The organism is Embleya sp. NBC_00888, from assembly GCF_045207655.1.
GTDB lineage: Bacteria > Actinomycetota > Actinomycetes > Streptomycetales > Streptomycetaceae > Embleya.
In genome coordinates this window covers 581,698-601,457 of the sequence record NZ_CP108785.1, presented here as the reverse complement: position 1 = coordinate 601,457, position 19,760 = coordinate 581,698, and the positions used below count along the sequence as shown (strand labels likewise).

At 69.9% G+C, this 19,760-nt stretch carries 22 protein-coding genes; 16 read left to right on the top strand and 6 right to left on the bottom strand.

Annotation, left to right across the window (positions count from 1 at the left end; translation table 11 throughout):
* The first annotated feature begins 18 nt into the window (after positions 1-18).
* From OG948_RS36845 to OG948_RS36805, 9 genes are all read left to right on the top strand, one after another.
* On the top strand, positions 19-585 hold the full coding sequence (locus OG948_RS36845; protein WP_331769330.1) for a MaoC family dehydratase: 567 nt from the start codon (positions 19-21) through the stop codon (positions 583-585).
* Between the two features lie 182 nt (positions 586-767).
* Positions 768-1,325, top strand: a complete 558-nt coding sequence (locus tag OG948_RS36840; RefSeq protein ID WP_406300470.1) for an ATP-binding protein — start codon at positions 768-770, stop codon at positions 1,323-1,325.
* Positions 1,326-1,410: 85 nt separating this feature from the next.
* On the top strand, positions 1,411-2,562 hold the full coding sequence (locus tag OG948_RS36835) for a DUF475 domain-containing protein (protein ID WP_331769328.1): 1,152 nt from the start codon (positions 1,411-1,413) through the stop codon (positions 2,560-2,562).
* A gap of 246 nt (positions 2,563-2,808) precedes the next feature.
* The gene (locus tag OG948_RS36830; protein ID WP_331769327.1) at positions 2,809-3,042 is read left to right on the top strand and encodes a hypothetical protein; all 234 of its coding nucleotides are present in this window, start codon (positions 2,809-2,811) and stop codon (positions 3,040-3,042) included.
* A gap of 341 nt (positions 3,043-3,383) precedes the next feature.
* A complete protein-coding gene (locus tag OG948_RS36825; RefSeq protein ID WP_331769326.1) occupies positions 3,384-4,145 on the top strand; it encodes an SDR family NAD(P)-dependent oxidoreductase in 762 nt (253 codons plus the stop codon).
* A 53-nt stretch (positions 4,146-4,198) separates the two neighbouring features.
* Positions 4,199-4,915 carry a FadR/GntR family transcriptional regulator gene (locus OG948_RS36820; protein WP_331769325.1) on the top strand — a complete coding sequence of 239 codons (717 nt, stop codon included), beginning with the start codon at positions 4,199-4,201 and terminating at the stop codon, positions 4,913-4,915.
* Positions 4,912-6,057 carry a galactonate dehydratase gene (dgoD, locus tag OG948_RS36815; protein ID WP_331769324.1) on the top strand — a complete coding sequence of 382 codons (1,146 nt, stop codon included), beginning with the start codon at positions 4,912-4,914 and terminating at the stop codon, positions 6,055-6,057. Before OG948_RS36820 ends, dgoD begins: the two co-directional genes overlap by 4 nt.
* Positions 6,054-7,001 carry a sugar kinase gene (locus OG948_RS36810; protein ID WP_406300469.1) on the top strand — a complete coding sequence of 316 codons (948 nt, stop codon included), beginning with the start codon at positions 6,054-6,056 and terminating at the stop codon, positions 6,999-7,001. The genes dgoD and OG948_RS36810 overlap by 4 nt, the downstream gene beginning before the upstream one ends.
* A gap of 9 nt (positions 7,002-7,010) precedes the next feature.
* The gene (locus OG948_RS36805; protein WP_331769322.1) at positions 7,011-7,649 is read left to right on the top strand and encodes a bifunctional 4-hydroxy-2-oxoglutarate aldolase/2-dehydro-3-deoxy-phosphogluconate aldolase; all 639 of its coding nucleotides are present in this window, start codon (positions 7,011-7,013) and stop codon (positions 7,647-7,649) included.
* Between the two features lie 179 nt (positions 7,650-7,828).
* On the opposite strand, the gene OG948_RS36800 is transcribed toward OG948_RS36805, so the two are convergent.
* Complete coding sequence (locus tag OG948_RS36800) at positions 7,829-8,437, bottom strand: TetR/AcrR family transcriptional regulator (protein ID WP_331769321.1); 609 nt, start codon at positions 8,435-8,437, stop codon at positions 7,829-7,831.
* Positions 8,438-8,547: 110 nt separating this feature from the next.
* Here OG948_RS36800 and OG948_RS36795 point away from each other — a divergent pair, with 110 nt between their 5' ends.
* On the top strand, positions 8,548-9,255 hold the full coding sequence (locus OG948_RS36795) for a hypothetical protein (protein WP_331769320.1): 708 nt from the start codon (positions 8,548-8,550) through the stop codon (positions 9,253-9,255).
* Between the two features lie 102 nt (positions 9,256-9,357).
* Here the strand turns inward: OG948_RS36795 and OG948_RS36790 are convergent, their stop codons facing one another.
* Positions 9,358-10,305: a LysR family transcriptional regulator gene (locus OG948_RS36790; RefSeq protein ID WP_331769319.1), complete on the bottom strand. Its 948-nt coding sequence runs from the start codon at positions 10,303-10,305 to the stop codon at positions 9,358-9,360.
* A 117-nt stretch (positions 10,306-10,422) separates the two neighbouring features.
* Between OG948_RS36790 and OG948_RS36785 the strand changes: the two genes are divergently transcribed.
* A complete protein-coding gene (locus OG948_RS36785) occupies positions 10,423-11,256 on the top strand; it encodes an inositol monophosphatase family protein (protein ID WP_331769318.1) in 834 nt (277 codons plus the stop codon).
* Positions 11,257-11,364: 108 nt separating this feature from the next.
* On the top strand, positions 11,365-11,811 hold the full coding sequence (locus OG948_RS36780) for an NAD(P)H-binding protein (protein WP_331769317.1): 447 nt from the start codon (positions 11,365-11,367) through the stop codon (positions 11,809-11,811).
* Positions 11,812-12,051: 240 nt separating this feature from the next.
* Here the strand turns inward: OG948_RS36780 and OG948_RS36775 are convergent, their stop codons facing one another.
* Positions 12,052-13,065: a saccharopine dehydrogenase gene (locus tag OG948_RS36775; protein WP_331769316.1), complete on the bottom strand. Its 1,014-nt coding sequence runs from the start codon at positions 13,063-13,065 to the stop codon at positions 12,052-12,054.
* Positions 13,066-13,150: 85 nt separating this feature from the next.
* On the opposite strand from OG948_RS36775, the gene OG948_RS36770 reads away from it, so the two are divergent.
* A complete protein-coding gene (locus OG948_RS36770; protein WP_331769315.1) occupies positions 13,151-13,741 on the top strand; it encodes a TetR/AcrR family transcriptional regulator in 591 nt (196 codons plus the stop codon).
* A 91-nt stretch (positions 13,742-13,832) separates the two neighbouring features.
* Here the strand turns inward: OG948_RS36770 and OG948_RS36765 are convergent, their stop codons facing one another.
* The 3 genes from OG948_RS36765 to OG948_RS36755 all read right to left on the bottom strand — a co-directional run bounded on the left by OG948_RS36765 (position 13,833) and on the right by OG948_RS36755 (position 15,126).
* A complete protein-coding gene (locus OG948_RS36765; RefSeq protein WP_331769314.1) occupies positions 13,833-14,318 on the bottom strand; it encodes a hypothetical protein in 486 nt (161 codons plus the stop codon).
* A gap of 43 nt (positions 14,319-14,361) precedes the next feature.
* Positions 14,362-14,514, bottom strand: coding sequence for a hypothetical protein (locus OG948_RS36760; protein WP_406300468.1), 153 nt, complete (start codon positions 14,512-14,514; stop codon positions 14,362-14,364).
* 204 nt (positions 14,515-14,718) lie between these two features.
* Positions 14,719-15,126 carry a helix-turn-helix domain-containing protein gene (locus OG948_RS36755; RefSeq protein WP_331769312.1) on the bottom strand — a complete coding sequence of 136 codons (408 nt, stop codon included), beginning with the start codon at positions 15,124-15,126 and terminating at the stop codon, positions 14,719-14,721.
* Between the two features lie 100 nt (positions 15,127-15,226).
* On the opposite strand from OG948_RS36755, the gene OG948_RS36750 reads away from it, so the two are divergent.
* The 3 genes from OG948_RS36750 to OG948_RS36740 all read left to right on the top strand — a co-directional run bounded on the left by OG948_RS36750 (position 15,227) and on the right by OG948_RS36740 (position 19,389).
* Positions 15,227-16,171 (top strand): alpha/beta hydrolase, encoded by a 945-nt coding sequence (locus OG948_RS36750; protein WP_331769311.1) that lies wholly within the window; start codon positions 15,227-15,229, stop codon positions 16,169-16,171.
* Positions 16,172-17,765: 1,594 nt separating this feature from the next.
* A complete protein-coding gene (locus OG948_RS36745) occupies positions 17,766-18,122 on the top strand; it encodes a PRC-barrel domain-containing protein (RefSeq protein ID WP_331773417.1) in 357 nt (118 codons plus the stop codon).
* A 1,123-nt stretch (positions 18,123-19,245) separates the two neighbouring features.
* A complete protein-coding gene (locus tag OG948_RS36740) occupies positions 19,246-19,389 on the top strand; it encodes a hypothetical protein (protein WP_331769310.1) in 144 nt (47 codons plus the stop codon).
* Positions 19,390-19,760: the final 371 nt, after the last annotated feature.

Genomic DNA, 19,760 nt, shown 5'->3' with positions numbered 1-19,760 from the left:
CCTCTCAGACTGAGTCTCATGACGACTGAGCACCCATCCCGAGACACCGTCCTCGCCGCCCCCGTCGGCGGCTGGCCCGGCCGCTACTTCGAGGACTTCACCGTTGGTGACGTCTACAAGCACACACTCGGCCGCACCGTTCTGGAGACGGACAACTCCTGGCTCACCCTCCTGACCCAGAACACCGCCCCGCTGCACTTCGACCGCCACTATTCGGCAGGCACCAAATGGGGCAAGCCGCTGGTCGATTCCACGTTCACGCTGGCCCTGATCACCGGGCAAAGCGTCAGTGACGTATCGCAGCATGTGATGGCCAATCTGGGCTGGGACCGGGTCAGGCTGCCCAACCCCGTGTTCGAGGGCGACACCCTCTACTCGCAGTCCGAGGTCCTCACCAAGCGGGAGTCCAACAGCCGCCCGGACATCGGCATCGTCAGCGTGCGCACCATCGGGTTCAACCAGGACGGCGTCATCGTGATCACCTTCGAGCGGACCTTGATGGTGTACCGCCGCGGACACGGTCCGGGCTTCGCGATCGTGGAACCGGTATGGGACGAGCGCTCCCTCAAGGCCGCGGGGGTGTGAAGGGACCGGTCCGAGGGACGCGGGCGCCGACCGGCGCCCCGCTCCAGGACTCCGCTCCTTCCGATGACGGTCAGGCGCCTGGCCCGGCGCAGGTACACATCCGAAGCGCCCGTCGGACCGCCACGCAACCAAGAGCCGCACAGAGATCAGCATGGGACGCGGGGGAGTGCCCGAGGAGGGCCATGATGAACCACAGCGTGCCAGTCATCGCAGCCGCGGTGCCCGGTTCCCGCCGGAGCCATCCGGATACCGATCCCCACCGCACCGCCGCCGCCGACCCCGCCGCCGGTTGCCCGCAACAGGCGCTGCTCACCCTGGCCGCGGAGGAGAAGCACGCGCGTATCGCCAGGGAGTTCACCGCGGATGTGCTCAGTCGCTGGCAGGTTGCCGGCGATGACCGGGATTCCGCGATTCTCATCGTCAGCGAACTCGCCACCAACGCCGTCCTCCACGGCCACTCGGAGATGACGGTCCGGTTGGCACTGGATGGGAAGATCCTGCACGTCGCCGTCGCCGACTGCGGAAGCACCCCCGCCTCCCGAACGGAACGGCCCGCCGTCGATCCCGTCGAGCACGGGCGTGGGCTGGCCATCGTCGAATGCCTGGCGCACTGGATCGACGTCCGTCGGGAGGCCGACGGCCACCGGGCCCACGCCCACTTGCTGCTCGCGGCACAACACGCCACCCCGTCGGCTCGACAGGCCGCACTCGGCGCACACCGCACCCGCCGATGCGAGTAGAGGTGACCTTCTCCTGGGAGTGGTTCACCTGATCGATCCGCGCGACACGCTCGATGCAATCCCCAGGTAGATAAGGACCTCATCCGTGGTAATCCGTACGTTCGGCTGGTCGTTCGGCGTGACGGTGGCCGGTCTCGCCGTCGCCGCGTATTTCTGGGGGGCGACCGGATTCGGCATCGTGCTGATCCTGTCGATCCTCGAGATCTCGTTGTCTTTCGACAACGCTGTAGTAAATGCCACGATCCTCAAGAAAATGAATGCCTTCTGGCAGAAGATGTTCCTGACGGTCGGTATTCTGATCGCCGTCTTCGGCATGCGGCTCGTCTTCCCGCTGCTGATCGTCAGTTTGACCGCCGGAATCGGTCCGGTGGACGTGGTGGATCTCGCGTTCCACGACGACAAGATGATCGACGGGATGACCTACGCGGAGCACCTGGACGAGGCGCATCCGGCGATCGCCGCCTTCGGTGGTCTGTTCCTGTTGATGATCTTTTTGGACTTCATGTTCGACGACGAGCGTGAACACAAGTGGATCGGCCCGTTGGAGCGCGTCACCGGCAGGCTCGGCAACTTCGACGTGTTGTCCACGCTGATCGCGCTGATCGTGCTCGTGGTGACCGCGCAGACGCTCTCGCCCGCGCACAAGGAGGGCACGGTCATGGTGGCCGGCGTGCTCGGCCTGATCGCGTACCTGGGCGTCGGCGGGCTCTCGGACTACTTCGAGACGCACGGCACGCTGGCGCACATCGACGACGAGGAGGACGAGGACGAGGCGGAGGAGGGTGCGGCGCCGGCCGAGGCCGGGGGTCGCAGCGGTCCCAGGCCCGTGCAGCTCGCCGCCGGCAAGGCCGCGTTCTTCATGTTCCTCTACCTCGAGGTGCTCGACGCGTCGTTCTCCTTCGACGGTGTGGTCGGCGCGTTCGCGATCACCCAGGACCTGCTGATGATCACGCTGGGTCTGGGTATCGGCGCGATGTACATCCGGTCGCTCACCGTCTACCTGGTGCGCCAGGGCACGCTGGACGACTACGTGTACCTGGAGCACGGCGCGATGTACGCGATCGGCGCGCTGGCGAGCATCCTGCTGGTGTCGATCAAGTGGGAGATCCACGAGGTGATCACCGGCCTGGTCGGGGTCGGCTTCATCGGCGTCGCGCTGGTCTCCTCGATCATGCGCAACAAGCGGATCGGCCATGTCCCGGGGCAGAGCAACAGCGGTGTGAAGGTCGACGCCTAGCCTTCGACCGCACCCCGCGTCCCGCACGCGGGATCACGACCGGTACCGCGCCCGAGCACCGCCTCGGGCGCGGTACCGGTTCGGCTTCTGTCGCCGAGAGCGGTCGGATCGCGCGCGAATGGCGATCCGCGACCCGAACATGCGAGCCATGTCGCGAGATCCGCCGGGCGGACGTGAACACGCATCGACACCGGCAACGGCACCGAATGTGAGACAGAGCCGAATGTGTGAGACGGAGCCGAGTCCTTGATAGTCCCCGGCCGTACTGACAAGGCGACCTACGCGACGCTCACCGCCACCAACGTCACTGCACCCGGCGGCGTGGACGTCCAGGCCCTGCTGTGGGGTCCATTTGCGACCAGCATCACGCAGACCCTCGGAGAAGCCGTCGGTATCGTCCGGGACGGCAACTTCGCGATCGGCATGAAGCCGCTCACCGACCGCACCAGGGCGGTTGGCTCCGTGAGCACACCACGATGAGCCGGGCGAACGAGGTCGTGTCCCACAGGTCACCCTCGGTCCAGCGACAGGCGCAGGGTGCTGTCCGCACCTCACAACAGGCCGCCCCAAAGGCCATTGGCCCAGCGGCAGGGGATCCTCCCGCCGGCTGACGGGAGCCGCGAGACAGACGTTGTCGGCGGGATCCACCTCGGGAACGGCGTGGCGGTACTCGCTTTCAGCCGTAGAGGGGCATGCGTGCAAGAGCCGAACTCATTGGCGGTGACGCACCGTCAAGGCAGCTGCACGGTTCAGATATTTTCATTAATTATGTTTTTTGCTAGCCTCCGTTCGACCTCGAACGTCCAGCGGCGGGAGCGGCAGTGGGCAACAGTCGGACACGTTTTGCAGGCCGCGTCGCCGTCGTGACCGGCGGCGGCGCGGGCATCGGCGCGGCGACGGCCCTGCGACTGGCCGACGAGGGCGCCGCCGTCGCGGTCGTCGACATCGACGAGAGGGGCGCCGAGGTCGCGGACCGAATCCGGCACGCCGGCGGGCGCGCCTGTTTCGTACAGGCCGACGTCACCGACGAGAAGGCCTGGACGGCGCTGCTCACCCACGTCCGCACCGAGCTGGGCCCGGTCGGCGTCCTGGTCTGCAACGCCTACACCGTCGAGTTCGCCGCCGCAGGGGAACTGTCCCGGGAGTCCTGGGATCGCCAGGTCGCGGTCAACCTCACGGGCGCCTTCCTCGGCGTGCGCACATGCCTGGACGACCTGCGCGCGAATGAGGGCGCGGTTGTGCTGGTGTCCTCCGTGCACGCCCTGATCGGACTGCCCGGACGTCCCGCGTACGCCGCGACCAAGGCCGGGCTGACCGGGCTGGCCCGCCAACTCGCCGTGGAGTACGGACCCGAAGTGCGGGTCAACACCGTGCTGCCCGGCCCGATCATGACCGGGGCGTGGGACGGCGTCCCCGACGCGGAGCGGACGCGCAGCGTCGAAGCGACCGCGGTGAAGCGATTCGGCACACCCGAGGACGTCGCCACCTCGATCGCCTTCCTCGCCTCACCGGAGGCCGACTTCATCACCGGCGCCGGCCTCGTCGTCGACGGCGGGTGGAGTGTGTTGAAGGAATCGACCTGACCGGCGACCGCACCACCCCCTCCCGGCACCGTGACTCAGCGCAGAGAGCGACAATGACGAACTACTCCGGCCGCGGCCTGCACGGACAAGTGGTCGAGGAGATCGGTCGACGCATCCTCGACGGCAGGATCGCCGAGAGCGCGACGATCGACATCACAGCCCTGGAAGCGGAGTTCGGCGTCAGCCTGACCGTGGTGCGCGAAGCCCTGCGGGTGCTGGGGGCGAAGGGGCTGGTCGACGCCCGACAGAAGCGGGGCACGTTCGTCCGGCCCCGCGACTCCTGGAACCTCCTCGACGCGGACATCATCCGCTGGCAACTCGCGGGGCGCGCGAACCAGACCTTCCTGGACGACCTGGCCGAGGTCCGCCTCGTCATCGAACCCTCGGCCGCCCGACTGGCCGCGTCGCGACACGGCACGGACGACCTCCGCGCCCTGCGCGCCGCCCTGGCGGATATGGGGACCGCCACCGGTCCGGACGCCGCCGTCGCCGCCGACCTGCGGTTCCACCGCGCGTTGCTGGCCGCCACCCACAACGAACTGCTCCGGCGCATGGAGGTCGTGCTGGCCACCGGTCTGGCCGAACGCGACCGGCTCGTCCATGGCGCGGAACGCGCCGACGACCCCCTGCCGTCGCACGCCGCGGTCGTCGACGCCGTCGCCGCCGGCGACCCGGACGCCGCCGAGGCCGCCATGCGGCGGCTGCTCGACCAAGCCGGCGCCGACCTCCACCGCGTGACCCATCAGCCCCAGGGAGAAGACGTCCAGTGAAGATCACCCGAATAGAGACGTTCCTCGTACCACCTCGGTGGCTGTTCTGCCGGATCGAAACCGACGACGGAATCGTCGGCTGGGGCGAGCCGGTGGTCGAAGGACGCGCCGAACCCGTCCGCGCCGCCGTCGAGGTCCTGACCGAACACCTCCTGGGCAAGGATCCCGCCGCCATCGAGGACCACTGGCAGGTCCTGACCAAGGGTGGGTTCTACCGCGGCGGACCGGTGCTCTCCAGTGCCGTGGCCGGAATCGACCAGGCCCTGTGGGACATCGCCGGCAAGTCCCACGGCGTGCCCGTGCACACGCTGTTCGGCGGTCCGGTCCGGGACCGGGTACGGATGTACTCCTGGGTCGGCGGCGACGAGCCCTCCGAGCTGGCCGACTCCGTCACGGCCCAAGTGGAGGCGGGGTTCACCGCCGTCAAGATGAACGGCTCCGGACGTCTGGGCCCGGTGGCCTCCGCCGCCGACATCGGCGCGATCGTCGAACGAGCCGCTCTGGTGCGGGAGTTGCTCGGCCCGCACCGCGACTTCGCCATCGACTTCCACGGCCGGCTGAGCAGCGCCAACGCCCGCCGGGTCCTGCCACTGCTCGCGGAGTTCCATCCGCTGTTCGTGGAGGAACCGCTGCTGCCCGAACACGGGCACCGGCTCGCCGACGTCGTCCGCGCGAGCTCCGTCCCGATCGCGACGGGTGAACGCCTCTACTCCCGCGCCGACTTCCGCCCGGCCCTGGAGGCCGGCATCGCGGTGGCCCAGCCGGACCTCTCGCACGCCGGAGGCATCTCGGAGGTCCGCCGCATCGCCGCGGTCGCGGAGATGTACGACGTACCCCTGGCACCCCACTGCCCGCTCGGACCCATCGCCCTGGCCGCGAGCCTCCAGACCGCCTTCGCCACCCCCAACTTCCTCATCCAGGAACAGAGCGGAGGACTGCACTACAACAACGGCTCCGAACTCTTCGACTACCTCGTCGACCCCGCGCCGTTCCGGTTCACCGACGGATACGCGGCCCGGTCGACCGAACCCGGACTGGGCGTCACCATCGACGAACAGGCCGTCCGCCGGGCCGACCGGACCGGTCACACCTGGCGCAACCCGATCTGGCGGCACACCGACGGGACGTGGGCCGAGTGGTGAGCACACGTTTCACCGCCACAGAGGTCGTGACCCTCGGCGAAGCCATGTCGCTCCTCCTGGCCGAGGGCACCGACCCGCTCGCCGACGCCATCCGCTTCGAGCGCTCCGTCGCCGGAGCGGAAAGCAACGTCGCCGTCGGCCTGGCCCGGCTCGGCCACAGCGTGGCGTACATCGGCCGGGTCGGCGACGACGCCTTCGGAACCGGCGTACGACGGGCACTGCGCGGTGAAGGCGTCGACACCACGGGACTCCTGGTCGACGCCGAACTCCCCACCGGCCTCCTCGTCCGCGACGCACCCGCCGGGCGGCCGGTCACCGTGCTCTACCACCGGAGCGGCAGCGCGGGCGCGGCCCTGCGGGCGTCCGACGTCCCCCGGGAGCGCATCGCCTCGGCGCGGCTGCTCCACCTCACCGGAATCACCGCGATGCTCTCGCCGTCCGCCCGCGAAGCCGTCGTCGAGGCCGCAAGGACGGCCGTCGCCCACGGGGTCCCGGTCTTCTTCGACCCGAACCTGCGCCTGCGCCTGGCCCCCCTCCAGAGTTGGCGCGAAGTCTGCGACGACCTGATCCCCCTGGCCGACACGGTGCTGGTCGGCGCCGACGAACTGGACCTTCTCGAACTCGACGCGGCGGACCTGTCCGCACGGGGCGTACGCACAGTCGTCGTCAAGGACGGCGCGAACGGCGCCTGGGCCGTCGAAGGCGACACCGTCGAACGGACACCGGCCCGGCAGGTGCCCACAGTGGACCCGGTCGGCGCGGGCGACGCCTTCGCCGCCGGCTGGATCTCCGCGGCCCTCCGCGACCTGACCCTGCGTCAAAGACTGTGCGAGGCAGCCGTCGTCGCCTCCTGCGTCGTCGCCGCCCGCGGCGACATCACCGGTCTGCCCGACAGCTCCACCCGGGACCGGCTCGGCGGATCCCACCAAGACGTCCTTCGCTGAGGAGAATTCATGGCCGACCACCGGTCCTACCGCTGGGACCTCATGCGGTGGATCGCGCGCGAACGCGTGGTCTCGATCATTCGGGCCGAGTCCGCCGACCAGGCGGCCCAGGACCTGGAAACCCTGGTCGACGCAGGCCTGACCGTGATCGAGGTGTCTCTGACGACACCCGGGGCAGCGGACGTGATCCGGGAAGCGTCCCGCGCCCATCCCGACGTCCTCATCGGCGCGGGCACCGTCCTCGACACCGAATCCGCCCGGCAGGCCGTGGCAGCCGGCGCCCGGCTGCTGGTCTGCCCCACCCTGTCGGCCGACGTCATCCGCACCGCCCACCGCTACGGCGCGGTCGTACTCCCCGGCTGCGCCACACCCACCGAGATGACCGCCGCGATCGAGGCGGGAGCCGACGCGGTCAAGGTCTTCCCGGCCTCGGCCTGGACACCCGGCGCGCTGGCCGACGTGCGTGCGGCCCTGCCACAGCTCCCGCTCATCCCCACCGGAGGGATCTCGTTGGAGGCAGCCCCGGCCTGGATCCGGGCCGGCGCCGTCGCGGTCGGGCTGGGGTCGACGCTGACCCGCCCCGGCGCGACGTCGACGCGCACGCGGGTCGACGCGTTCAGAAAGGCGTTGGCCGACGGGGCCGGATGACGCGCTGCGACGACACCCGCTCGGCCGACCGCAAACCCGAGGGCGGGTCCCTCGTCGCCCGTGCGCCGCCACCATTCCTCGTCGTCGAAGCCGTCGTCTTCGTGGACGTGAGGTGCGCGCGGCGGGCAGAACTCACCGTGGCCGTCGATGCGCCGGCCAGCACTCCCGTGCGGCACGCGTCACCGGGCGGCTCGGGCGACCAGTGGGATGAAGATGGTCTCCACGATCTCCCGGATGGCCGGGGGCGACATCGGTTTCAGGTTCATCAGTACTTCGTGTCTGAGCAGGTCGTAGGGCAATCGCGCGATGCGTGGGGTCAGTTTCGCACCGTCGATCTCTCCCCGTTCGACGGCTCGGTGGGTCACGGACTCGATCAGTGCCCACCTCTGGTCGATCACGGAGGTGCGCAGTTCGGCGGGCGTCGTCCCGGTCTCCTCGAAGTAGGCGGCCAGGTGCGCGGTCATGGTCACGGCGAACACGGTGAAGGCCCCGTTGAGTTGCTCGAGGAGCGCGACGGTGTCCTCGGCGAGGGACCCGGTGTCGGGGTCGACGAGGGAGAACCGATCACTGGCGCGGGTGATGGCGTCACGAACGAGGGCTTCCCTGGTGTCCCAGTGGCGATTGACGACCGGTCGGCTGGTGCCGGCGCGCTGCGCGACGCCCGCGAAGGTGAGCGCGGCATACCCGTGTTCCCTCAGTTCGGCCCACGTGGCGTCGAGCAACGCGGCCTTCAGCTCCGCGCCGTGTCGGCGGCGTTTGGGGCCGGGTTCCGTGTTTGCAAGATGCATGAGTGCATCTTACAGTCGTGACGAAGGCTGCGCCACACGGGTCGACGCACCTCATATGCCGGTCGCCCCGAAGCACCGACGCAGCCCGTCGCATCACGAAAGGGAACACGATGAGCAACGAAGTCGGTGTACAGCCGTCCGGCCCGGTGACGGTCGACGTGCACACCATGGGCCGCACGTTCGACGAGTCCGCGGTGGACCGTTGGGAGCTCGAAGCCGCACGGCGTGCCCTGCGGAACCTCAAGACCATTGCCGGCGGCCAGGTGATGATGGATCTCCTCGCCGAACCGATAGACGCCGGCGATCGTTTCCACAAGGCGCTCGTCGAGGCCTCGGGTGGCACCTACCGCGAGTCGCGCACCGAGTTCACCGTCCGCGGCCTCGGCGGCACCGAACTGGCCGACTGGTTCCGGTCCCAGGCCGGCACCGGCCGCTTCCGGGACAAGACGCTGCTCCTGGACGCCCATCCCGAGCACTACGTCGAGCCGCCGACCTACACGGGGGGCATGGTGGAGACGATCGGTGGTCACCTCACCCGGTTCAAGGTGTCGGTGGCCGACGAATTGCCCCCGCCGGTCAGGGCGTTCCTCGACGGGTCCTTCCCGGTGACGCTGATGAACGCGCTGCTGAGCCTGGACGACGGCACCCCCTTCGCGTACTGCCTGCACCAGGCGCGCGACACCGCGACCGGCGCCGATGTGGTGGTACGCGTCGTCTACCCGTCCGCGGCCCCGGACTCGATGATCGAGGGACACTGCCAACACCTGGCGATCGAATTCCGCAGTTGGATCCGAAACGCGGCAGCCGCGACCCGATAGCCGCCGGCGAACACGAACGAGCCCGCCGCGCCCCCGCGGTGGGGTCTTCGTGTGTCGAGGGGCGGAACCACGGCGGAACCAGCGGAGTTGGTCCCGCCTCGTTCAGTCCGGGCCGGGGGAGTCCGCGTGTTCCGCGGTGTCGTCGTCGGTGGGGTCGCAGGCGTCGTGCAGGGCGATGCGGACCTGTGCGCGGAGCCAGGCGTGGGCGGGGTCGTTGTCGTAGCGCTGGTGCCATGCGAGGTGGATGGGGATGGCGGGCATGGTCAGCGGCAGGGGCAGGCTGCGCAGGCCGAGGTCGGCCAGGGCGGGGCGGCTGACGATTCGGGGGACGGCCGCGACGAGGTCGTGCCGGCGGACGAACTGTAGGGCCGTGGCGTTGGTGGGGGCGGCGACCACCACCCGTCGGCTCATGCCCAGTGCCTCCAGCGCGTCGTCGATGGGGTCGCGCAGCCGTCCCCGGCGGGAGACGGTGATGTGTTCGGCGGCGGCGTAGTCCTCGAGGGTGAGCCTGCCGCGGCACAGGGGGTGGGCGGGGCGCAGGGCGAGGACGAGCCGGTCGTGTCCCACGATCTCGTGGCGGATCTCGGGCGAGGCCGGTGCGCCGGCCCCGGCTTCGAGGTCGACGTCGCCGCGTCGCGGGTCGTGGGTGTCGGTGGTGGCTTCGGCCAGGAAGCGCAGCCGCACTCCGGGTGCCTGGGCGCGCAGGGAGTGGAACAGGGCGGGGCCGGCCGCCGCGGCCAGGGCGTCGTGCCATTTCAGGACGAAGGTCCGGTCCAGGGTCGCCGGGTCGACGTCCGTGTGGGGGGACAGGACCGACCGGGCCTGCTGGACCAGGTCGTGCACGGTCGCGCGCAGGGCCAGGGCACGCGGGGTGGGCGTCATGGTTCGGCCGGTGCGGACCAGGATCTCGTCCCCGGTGGCCCGGCGGATGCGGCCCAGGGTGCGGCTCATCGCCGGGGTCGATACGTGGAGGCGGGCGGCGGCGTCCGTCACGCTGCCCTCCTCCAGCAGGGCGTCGAGCGCGGTGAGCAGATTCAGATCCAGTTGCATGTCGGTAAATCCAGACGTAACAAGGTTGCATTTGATGTTAATGACGCCTGCTTCCAACGTCGAAAGCGAACGGCCGACAGGCCGCGAATCCTCTCCCCCTTCGCGTCAGGAGCGACCATGAACGCCCTCCCCGACCCCCGCACCGTTCCCGCCGACACCACCGAGCTCGAAGCGGTCCTGGAGCGCGCCGTGACCGTGATCGAGACAGCCGGAGAACTCCTGCGGAAGCGCTACGACACGGACGCGCGCCCCGGCGACCTCGACGAGATCGTCCACGCCATCCACGGCAACGACGAAGCGATCCTGGCGCTCGTCAAGCAGCCGCTGCTCGACGCGCGTCCCGGCTCCCGGTGGGTCGAGGACGAACTCGCCGGCGGCGCGCTGCCCGCGGGCGAGTGGTGGGTGGTGGACACGGCCGAGGGCAACATCAACCACATCCACGGCATGGGCGAGTGGGCGGTGACCGCCACGCTGGTACGCGACAACGCCCCGGTGCTGACCGTGGTCCACCTGCCGCTGGTCGGCGACACGTACACCGCGCTGCGCGGCAAGGGGGCCTTCCTCGACGGTGTGCCGCTGCGTCCCTCTGCCAAGACCGACCTGCGCGCCGCGTTGGTGGGTACCGGACAGGCCAAGCCGGGCGAGGACGAGGAAGCCCTCCGCCGCATGGGCGCCACGGTGACCGCAATGCTGCTCAACGCCCTGGTCGTGCGGGTCTCGGTGCCGGCCACGCTGCAGCTCATCCACGTCGCGTCCGGCCGCATGGACGCCTTCTGGCAGTTCTCCGACGTGCGCTCGGGCTTGCTGCCCGGCGCGCTGCTGGTCTCCGAGGCCGGCGGCACGGTCACCGACACCCGCGGTGAGCCGTGGAGCCCGGCGAGCGACGACTTCCTGGCCGCCGCTCCCGGCCTGCACGCCCAGGCGGTCGACGCCCTGTCCGACCCGCGCTGACCCGAACCATCCGGTCCGGATCCGCTCCGAGAACCGACCGACCCGGGACGCCAAGTGCCGTGCCACGCAACCCTGTTCATCCCTCTCCCGCCACCACCGGAGATCATCGTGAAGATCGCAGTACTCGGCTCCACCGGACAGACCGGCCGCCTGGTGATCACACGCGCCCTGGAGCGCGGGCACGACGTCACCGCCCTGGCCCGCCGACCGGAACAGCCGGAGACGCCCGCCTCCCCGAACCTGCGTGTGGTTCGGGCGGACGTCACCGACGCCGGCACGGTCGCCGCCGCCATCGAGGGCGCCGATGTCGTCATCAGCGCCCTGGGCATCACCAAGAAGCAGGACCCGGCGATTCTCATCGACGGCGCTCGCCAGATCGCCTCGGCCGCGCCCCGCGTCATCTGGCTCACCTCCCTGGGCAGTGGACCCACGGATTCGAGCGGGATGTGGTCACACTGCGCCCGCTCGGATTCGTCGACGACCGACCACACCCGACTGCTCCCCCCTCGCACCCACCTGCTCGAGGGTAAGCCGACGGCAACTCCACGGCTGTAGGCTGCGGTTCCATCGATGAGGGGCAACAGCGGCTCGGGCCGAGTGCTCTCTTTCGGATCATGCCGGGCAGCCCGGGGGCGCCGGGGGTCGCGGGCCCGGCAAGATTCGGAGGGGAGGCCTACTCGTGGCGGCGTGCCTGCGCACGAACGTGATCATGCGGCGGTTGGCGTCGCTGCCCGGGATCTCCCCGGCGCCGGTGTGCCGGGTCGTGCAGTGGCTCGCCCCTTCGGTGACAGGCGTTCATTCGTCGTCGGGCGCGTCGACGAACTCGGCGCCGATTTCGGCCAATCGCTCGGCCGCGTAGGACGGGTCGAGCAGTGCCTCGGGGGTGTGGACGCCCGGCGGTACGGCTTCGCCGCGCAGTCCGAGCAGTCGCTCGACACCGAGGGCGATGCCCAGCGCGGTCAGCGGTCGCTGCCCTTCCGGATGGACGAGGTAGCGGTGCAAGCTGCGCGGTTGCCCTCCCGGGCCGGTTCCTTCGACGTCGATCCGGACCTCGACGGAGGCGGGGCCGCCGCGTCGCCGACGCGCGGACTCGCCGACGGCGAAGTCGAAGCGGACGTTCGGCGCTCCCGTCGCCAGGGCAAGACTCGGCACGTCGAGGATGGCGATGCTCTGGCCGGGCACGAGGATCCCGTCGGTACTTGGCACGTCCGTGCGTGCATCGGGTTCGGCGACCCACGTGAACACGCCGTCACGGCGTACCAGTCCGGCCGAGGTGGCGGTGGCCCATCGCTCCAGATCCGCCAGCCCCGCGGGGCCGCCGGCATCCAACTCGTCCAGGACGGCGCCGATCCGGATCGTGTCGATCCGTTCGAACTCCCTGGTGGCGTACAGCGTCGCCAGAACACCGATCCCCGCGCAGAAGTGACTCGCCACCAGGACCGGTGGACCGCTCGGCCGTTGGGCGCTCGCGACGATCTCCGGTGCGATGTCCACCAGGCCGCTGGAGATGCTCAGGTAGGGCAACCCGCGCTCCTGCGCGTACCGCAGCCCCTGCAACCGGTTGTCCCACAGCGCGGCGACGACCGCGAGATATTCCCCGTCGGTCGAAAGGCCCAGATCCCCGCGCCGCAGGTCGACGGTCGCGGCCGTGGCCGCGCCGAGTTCGTCGGCGACCCGCTGAGCGCGGCCGAAGTCGCGGCCCGCGATCGTCAGGGGCAGTTCCGGGTGCCATCGGCGCAGCACGGCGGCGGCGCCCGCACCCGCCTGCCCGGAACCACCCAGGATCAGAACCGAGTTGGGCTGTCCCATGGTGAGTCTCCTTCGCAATCACTAACCTACATTTTGTAACCTACGTTTTGTAACATAGTCTGGGAGGCGACAGCAAGGGAGGACCATGGCGACCACACCGACGCGCCTGTCCAAGCCGGCCAGGCGGGAGCAGTTGCTCGACACCGCCGTGGCGATCGTGCGCACCCAGGGCGCCGACGGGCTCACGCTGGTCACCCTCGCCGAGGCTGCGGGCGTCAGCAGGCCGATCGTGTACGACCACTTCGGTACCCGCCCCGGCCTGCTGCTCGCGCTCTACCGGCGCCTCGACGAACGCCACCGGGCCTCGGTCACCCTGGCACTGCGGGACGCCGCGCCCGCCGCCGAGGAGGTCGCCCGCGTCATCAGCGCCGCGTACTTCGCCTGCGCCACCGACATGCCGGAGCTCAACGCCGTCTCCGCGGCGCTGAAGGGCAATCCGGACATGGAGGCGGGCAGACAGGAGATGACCGACAACTATGCGGACCTGATGGCCGCCGCGCTGCGGCCGCACGCGCACCTTGAGCCCGACGCCCTTCGGCTGTGCTGTGCCGGCGTGCTGGGTGCGGCCGAGGCGCTCGCCGCCGAACTGAACCGCGGGCGGGCCTCCGTGGATGATGTGGTCAACGCGCTGACCGGCCTGGTCGTGGGCGGGCTCAAGGCCGGCACCGACAGCTAGTGCCGGGCGCGGCACTGGTGCCGTGACCGGATCGAGCCGGTGGGAATGGGCGTCGGCCGCCGCGTTGGGGGGCAACGCTTCGAGTTCGGCCTCACCGCGAATCCTCGCGCACACGACGACCCGCCGGCGGTAGGGCGGTGCCCCACCGACGACGTGTCGGTGATCCCGCTCCCTGCTCCTCGGCGAAATGCATGTGGATCACTTCCAGCAGGTCTCGGAAGACGACGGCCGACGCGCCGGGGAAGGCCGGGGCGATTGCCGCCTCCAGGTCACCCGGCCCCGGGAAGAGGAGTAGGGCGTACTGCAATTCGGCGGCCAGGAGCGCCGTTTCGGTGAGACAGCCGCCGGGATGTTCGCCGGCCGCGGCCCGGCGGAGCGCTTCCGGGTACTCGTGTTCTCCGGATTCGAGCCACCACCGGCAGTTCCGCTCATGCCTGCGGAACAGGGCCTTCGCTTCCCAGGAGGCCATCGGGAGTTCCCGGTAGTCCGGCAGGACGCCTCGGTCGAGCCTGCGGACGAGTGCGGCCAGGCTCCGCAGGAACTCGGGACCGCCCGCCCCGTTCGCGGCGAGCAGCAAACGCTCCTCGAATCCGACCGGCGTCTCGGGCCTGTTCGCGTTGTCAAGGTTGGAGGGAGAGCAGGTCCAGCAGTGCGGCGACGGTGGCGAGTGGCATCGCCCAGTCCGCCGCGTTCGAGTTCGCGATGGTGCGGCAGAACCGGGTCGCCTCGTCCGCCGGCAGCGGGCCGCCCGATGTCCTGCTCGCGCCACTCAAGTTCGAGCAGCCGAAGAACCGCGCCGTTGTTGAAGACAGCACCGAAGTATCTCGTCACCGGCTCCATGCTGGAGCCGAGTCATCAGGGCGCGTACGAACGGATCGGCGACGCCCTGAGGGCACTGCCCGTACCGAGCTCTTGGCGCGATCGGGGGGTTCGATCCCTGCTTGTGAGGTGCTCTGTCTGCCGGATTGCGGGTGTGATCAGTCGTCGGCCGTGCGTTCCTGGCTGCGCTGGTTTGCGCGGTCGACCTCGGCCATGTGTTCCTCGGCCCACTCACGAAGCCTGGCCAGCGGTTCTTCCAGTGTCGCGCCGAGCGGGGTGAGCCCGTAGTACACGCGTGGTGGCACCGACGCTTCCACCCGACGGCTGACCAGGCCGTCACGGGCCAGCCCTTGAAGGGTGACCGACAACATCTTCTGCGAGACGCCGGCCATCCTGCGCTGTAGTTCCGCGAAGCGCACCTCCTGCGGGGACGCCTCCGCCAGCACTTTGATGGTCATGGACGTCCACTTCGTGCCGATCCGGTCAAGCAGACGGCGGGTCGGACACTGCGGATCGAACAGATCTCCACGATTCCCGTGAGGGGGGCGCCGCGTCGAGGAGGTCACCTGGAACTCACCACCTGTGGCAGAAGTGCGGTCTTGGCTCCTTCACCCTAGTTACCTATCGTTTTGTTGTCACCATTCGTAACTACACAGGGGGATCGCCGTGCCCGCCGCACCGCACCACATACCCAATCGCCCGTCAGGCATCGAACTACGGCGGGTCACGGCCAACGGCGTCGACCTCAACGTGGCTCTCGCCGGCGAGGGGCCGGCCGTGCTGCTGCTGCACGGCTTCCCGCACACCTGGCAACTGTGGACCCATGTCCTGGACGGCCTCGCCGGGCAATACCGAGTGATCGCACCGGACCTGCGAGGAACAGGCGCAAGCACGCACGCAAGGGACGGCTACGACGCCGGAACGCTCGCAACCGACGCCGAAGCCCTACTCGACGCTCTCGGGGAGAGTTCGGCGTCCGTGGTCGGCATCGACGCCGGAACCCCGCCGGCCTTTCTTCTTGCCATGCGCCGCCCCGACCTCGTCCGACAACTCGTGGTCATGGAGTCACTTCTGGGCACACTTCTGCCGGGCGCCGAGGAATTCCTCGCCCATGGAGCACCGTGGTGGTTCGGCTTCCACGCGGTACCCGGCCTCGCGGAAACCGTACTCACCGGACACGAAGCCCAGTACATCGACTGGTTCCTGCGCACGGGCTCCAACGGAGAGGGCGTGGATCCCGCCGTCCGAAACGCCTTCGTCCACGCGTACACCGGGGCCGAGGCCCTGCGCTGCGCCTTCTCGTACTACCGGGCACTGCCCACGAGCAACGAACAGATCCAGGAAGCCGCCAATACCGGCCGGTTGACCGTACCCACCATGGCCATCGGGGCCCGCCCTGTGGGCAGAGCCCTCGAACGGCAACTGCGGCCGCTCGCCGATCATCTCGTCGGCCACGTCATCGACGACTGCGGCCACATCATCCCACTGCACCGCCCCAAGAGGCTGCTCAGCCTTCTGGAACCGTTCCTCGCCTCGCCGCTGCCGAGCCTCGAGCCTCGCGCGGACTCAGGAGCCGCTCTGCCCGCGCCTATGCCGCCATCGCGCACGTGACTTCCGTGGAAGCCGGGTCGTATGAGAAATCCGAAGGGCATGTTCTCAAAGGACCTGGAAACCCAGCAGGTCAGCGGCCCATCATCCGCCGAATGCAATGCGACAGGACAGTGCGCACTCAGCGTCCGATTTGTTTCGCGGTGATGGCCGTCGATTGCCGCCAGTAGATCGCGGGGGTGCCGCCCGTACGGACGTTTCCTCATGGGTTCGGTTTCGGCAGTCGCCCGAGGACGGCGTCGGTAAGGAAGTGGTGCCCAACCCCACGTGCAGCCGGTCCCGCTCGGTCAACCGCAAACCGCGGTAGGTCTCCCGCTGTGTGCACGTGTCCTTGGACAGATACTCGTCGCTGTCCACGCGGATCTCCGACCGCGCGTGAACGAAGGCTGGGGGAAGCTGTTTGTCGGGCTGGACTTTTCCGAAACCCGACCACGTCTCAGCGGACACCCATGTGTCTTCGACGCCCCTCAGGGACTGCCTGCTCAGCGATGCGGATTCCACCAAAGCCACCGGGGCATCGGGAAAGTGCTCGGCCGCCGGCAGCACCCCGTCGAGGAAATGGCGCACCCGATCGGGATCGACGTTGTCCCCGAAAGCCACCTCGACCATGTGGGGATACAGGCCCTGGAGCCCCGGTTGCGCGGCTTTGAGCTCCCGAGTGGCGGCCGAGTTGATCCCGGGTGCCGCAGCGAGCCACGGATTGCGGACCGGGAAAGGGGTCCACCGGCACGCCCGCACGCCAGATGTAATGGCGGAGGACTTGCTGGGAGCGGTCGATGCCCCATGGCCAGGACCGTTCCGAACGCCCACGCGTTGACGGATCCACCGGCGCATCCGCTCGCCCGGTGACGCGGCGGAGGACTTGCCGGAAGCGGCCGATGCCCCGCGGCCGAGACCTCTCCGGGACCTCACGTGTCATCGGTGTGCCAGTCCAGACGCTGCAAGGCGGACCCCTTCGTGTCGGCTCTCCGGCCGGCGACCGGGGTCCTCACCGCCGGCAACCTGGGAGCGTGCGGTGCTCTACCCCCAAGCCGGCCCATAAGACCGGCGACACGTCGGCCGCACACGCCAACCATCGCAGATGTTGCAGGGCAAGCAATAACGCCGTACGAGCATCTTGTTCACAGCGTCCGCCGCGCGCGTTGCGTCAGGCCTGCGGCGATGGTCGGGTCCACCGACAATTTGCGTGTGTACCGGGTCGACTGCTGCATCTGTCCCTCCAACCCGCTCGGTGAGGCCCCGGGTGCTCCACGGTTCGGATCCTGCGGTACTCGGCCCGCTCCCGACCCGGGTGGCTCGGGAGGCAGGCAGCCATCATGGCCGTGACCTGCCGCGCGGCCGACCGGGTGACGCGGGCGCGTGGCCGCGTGATGTCCGTGTGCCGCGGGCACCGTTCCCGTTGCGCGCCCACCGGGGTCTCCGCCCCGACGCGCGCCCGACGCGCTGCCGGGCCGCCTTGCCGTACCGGTGATGGGTCGAAGCGGTCGGATTGGTGGCGGCGCGCGCCCGGGGCAGGCTGGAAGGGTGCTGGTCATCGCGCCGGCCGAACCGGCCGGGGCCGGTCGACCCCGGACCACGCGGAAGGGAGACGTCGATGGTGATCGGGACGGCGGACATCCGGGAGTGGCGCGACTGCGACGTGATGGACCCGCGGGGGCACAAGATCGGTGTGTTCGAGGCGGTCTATGTCGACACCGCCACCGATGAGCCGGCGATGGTCACCGTGCAGGTCGGGCTGCCGTCCCGGCGCCGGTTGGTGTTCGTGCCCCTGGACGGCGCCGTCGTCGGTCCCGGCTACGTCAAGGTCGTTCACGACAAGGCGCTGGTGAAGAAGGGCCCCGCGATCGGCACGGACGACGTGCTGCCCGCCGAGGACGAGGAAGCCGTCTTCACGCACTTCGGCCTCGCCTATCGGCCGGGCACCGCCGGCGAGCGTCAACTCGCCCGCCGCTGAACAACCGTTCCCGACGAACCTCCGGGAGCCGACAATGGCACTCTTCCTCGCCCCGGTCGTCATCGCGATCGTCCTCGGCCTCATCGGCGCCGTCGCCGACGGACTGGGCTACTTCCTCGGCATCGGCATCGCGGTCCTCGTCATAGCGTTGGTCTACCTCGCTGTGCGATGGCGCCGCTCGAGCCGACACCCCGCCCGCCGACCACACCAGCCCCGCACGGCGACCGGATGTGCACCGGGTCACGGACGATGGAGGTGCCGCGGGAAAGGAGCGAACACCGCTGCACGGTGATCGACACGGATGGCGCCAAGGTGCTGCCGAGGCGGAAACCGGCGGAACTTCCGGAACTCATCGCAGATCCCTCGCCCTTGCGCCATGCTGCGGATCCGGGCGCCGCGCGAGGACTCACTCAGGCTCGTCGGTACGCGCCCCGTCGGTGTGGGTTCCGGGGATCAACCGCCAGGCGATGCACCGCCTCGAACCCTGATGCAGTACCCACCGAACCCGCGCTCACAGTCGGCGACCGCGTCCTCAACGCCAACTCGATGCCTTCGTCCCGAACACCTCGAAGCCTGCCCGCCTGAGCCCGGCCCTCGGCCTCCACGACGTGGTCCCCGCCTGCTGCACCCGGACCCGCACCCGCAGTTGCGGCGATCATGGACCGCCTGATCGATCGGCGGATCGGGACCATCGCCGACCGGATCCGCCGGGGCCCAAGGTGACGATCCGCGCACGCGGTGCCGACCTTCCCCTCCGTCGGCGTCCCACGCGGGGCACAGCCCGCACAGCCGCCGACAGCGAGTGTGTGGACCCCACGGACGGGCACCTACCCACTCTGCCGGCAACCCGGGGCCGGGCGCGGAACTTCACCCCAAGGAGGCGCACGTGCCCCTCGAAAGGGCGACCCGCCGACCGGCTCCGGATCCTGCGCACAGTCGAAATCCGGCCCGGGGTACGACGGACACCACGTCCCGGCCCCGAACCCACCCTCTCTCACCGACGACAGGCCCGGTGCCGTGGTGGTCCCCATTTCCGGCAACACCCCGGCCGACAAGGCCCCGCGCACGCCGCAGCGGCCGGTCGGGGGGCTCCTTCGGGTCGCGCGGCCGCCCGCACGGACTCGTGGGCGCCGGCACCCTCGACTGGGACACCTTCCGCTTCGCCGGCGCGCCGGAACAGCAACTCGTGCTCTGGTCGGCCGAACCCGGCACCCCAGCCGCCGGACGGCCGGCCCACCTGGCCCGCAGCACGGCGCCACGTCCGTGACCGCTTCGCCGCCGACCTGAACACCACTGCCGCCGACATTCGCCGTGGGTGGGTTCGCGGACGAATCCCGTTGTCACACCCGCGGTTTGGCTGCGGTTGACGCCGAGGGCGGTGTTGGCGAACGTCGTGCCGGCGACGGCGGTGCGTTCGCTCGGGTCGGTGCCCCCGTGGGTGGCGTCGGCCGTGGTCGCGTCGGCGGTGATCGCCTTGGGTCGGCCGAGGTCGGTGTAGGTCTCGGCGGTGCGGGTGGTCGTATGGTTGCCGGCACCGTCGTAGGACCAGCCGGTGCTGGAGCCGGACCGCGAAGGGGCCGTTCGTCGGCGGGCACGATGAATGGCCTGCCGAGGGAACCCGGCGGGCCGGTGTGGACT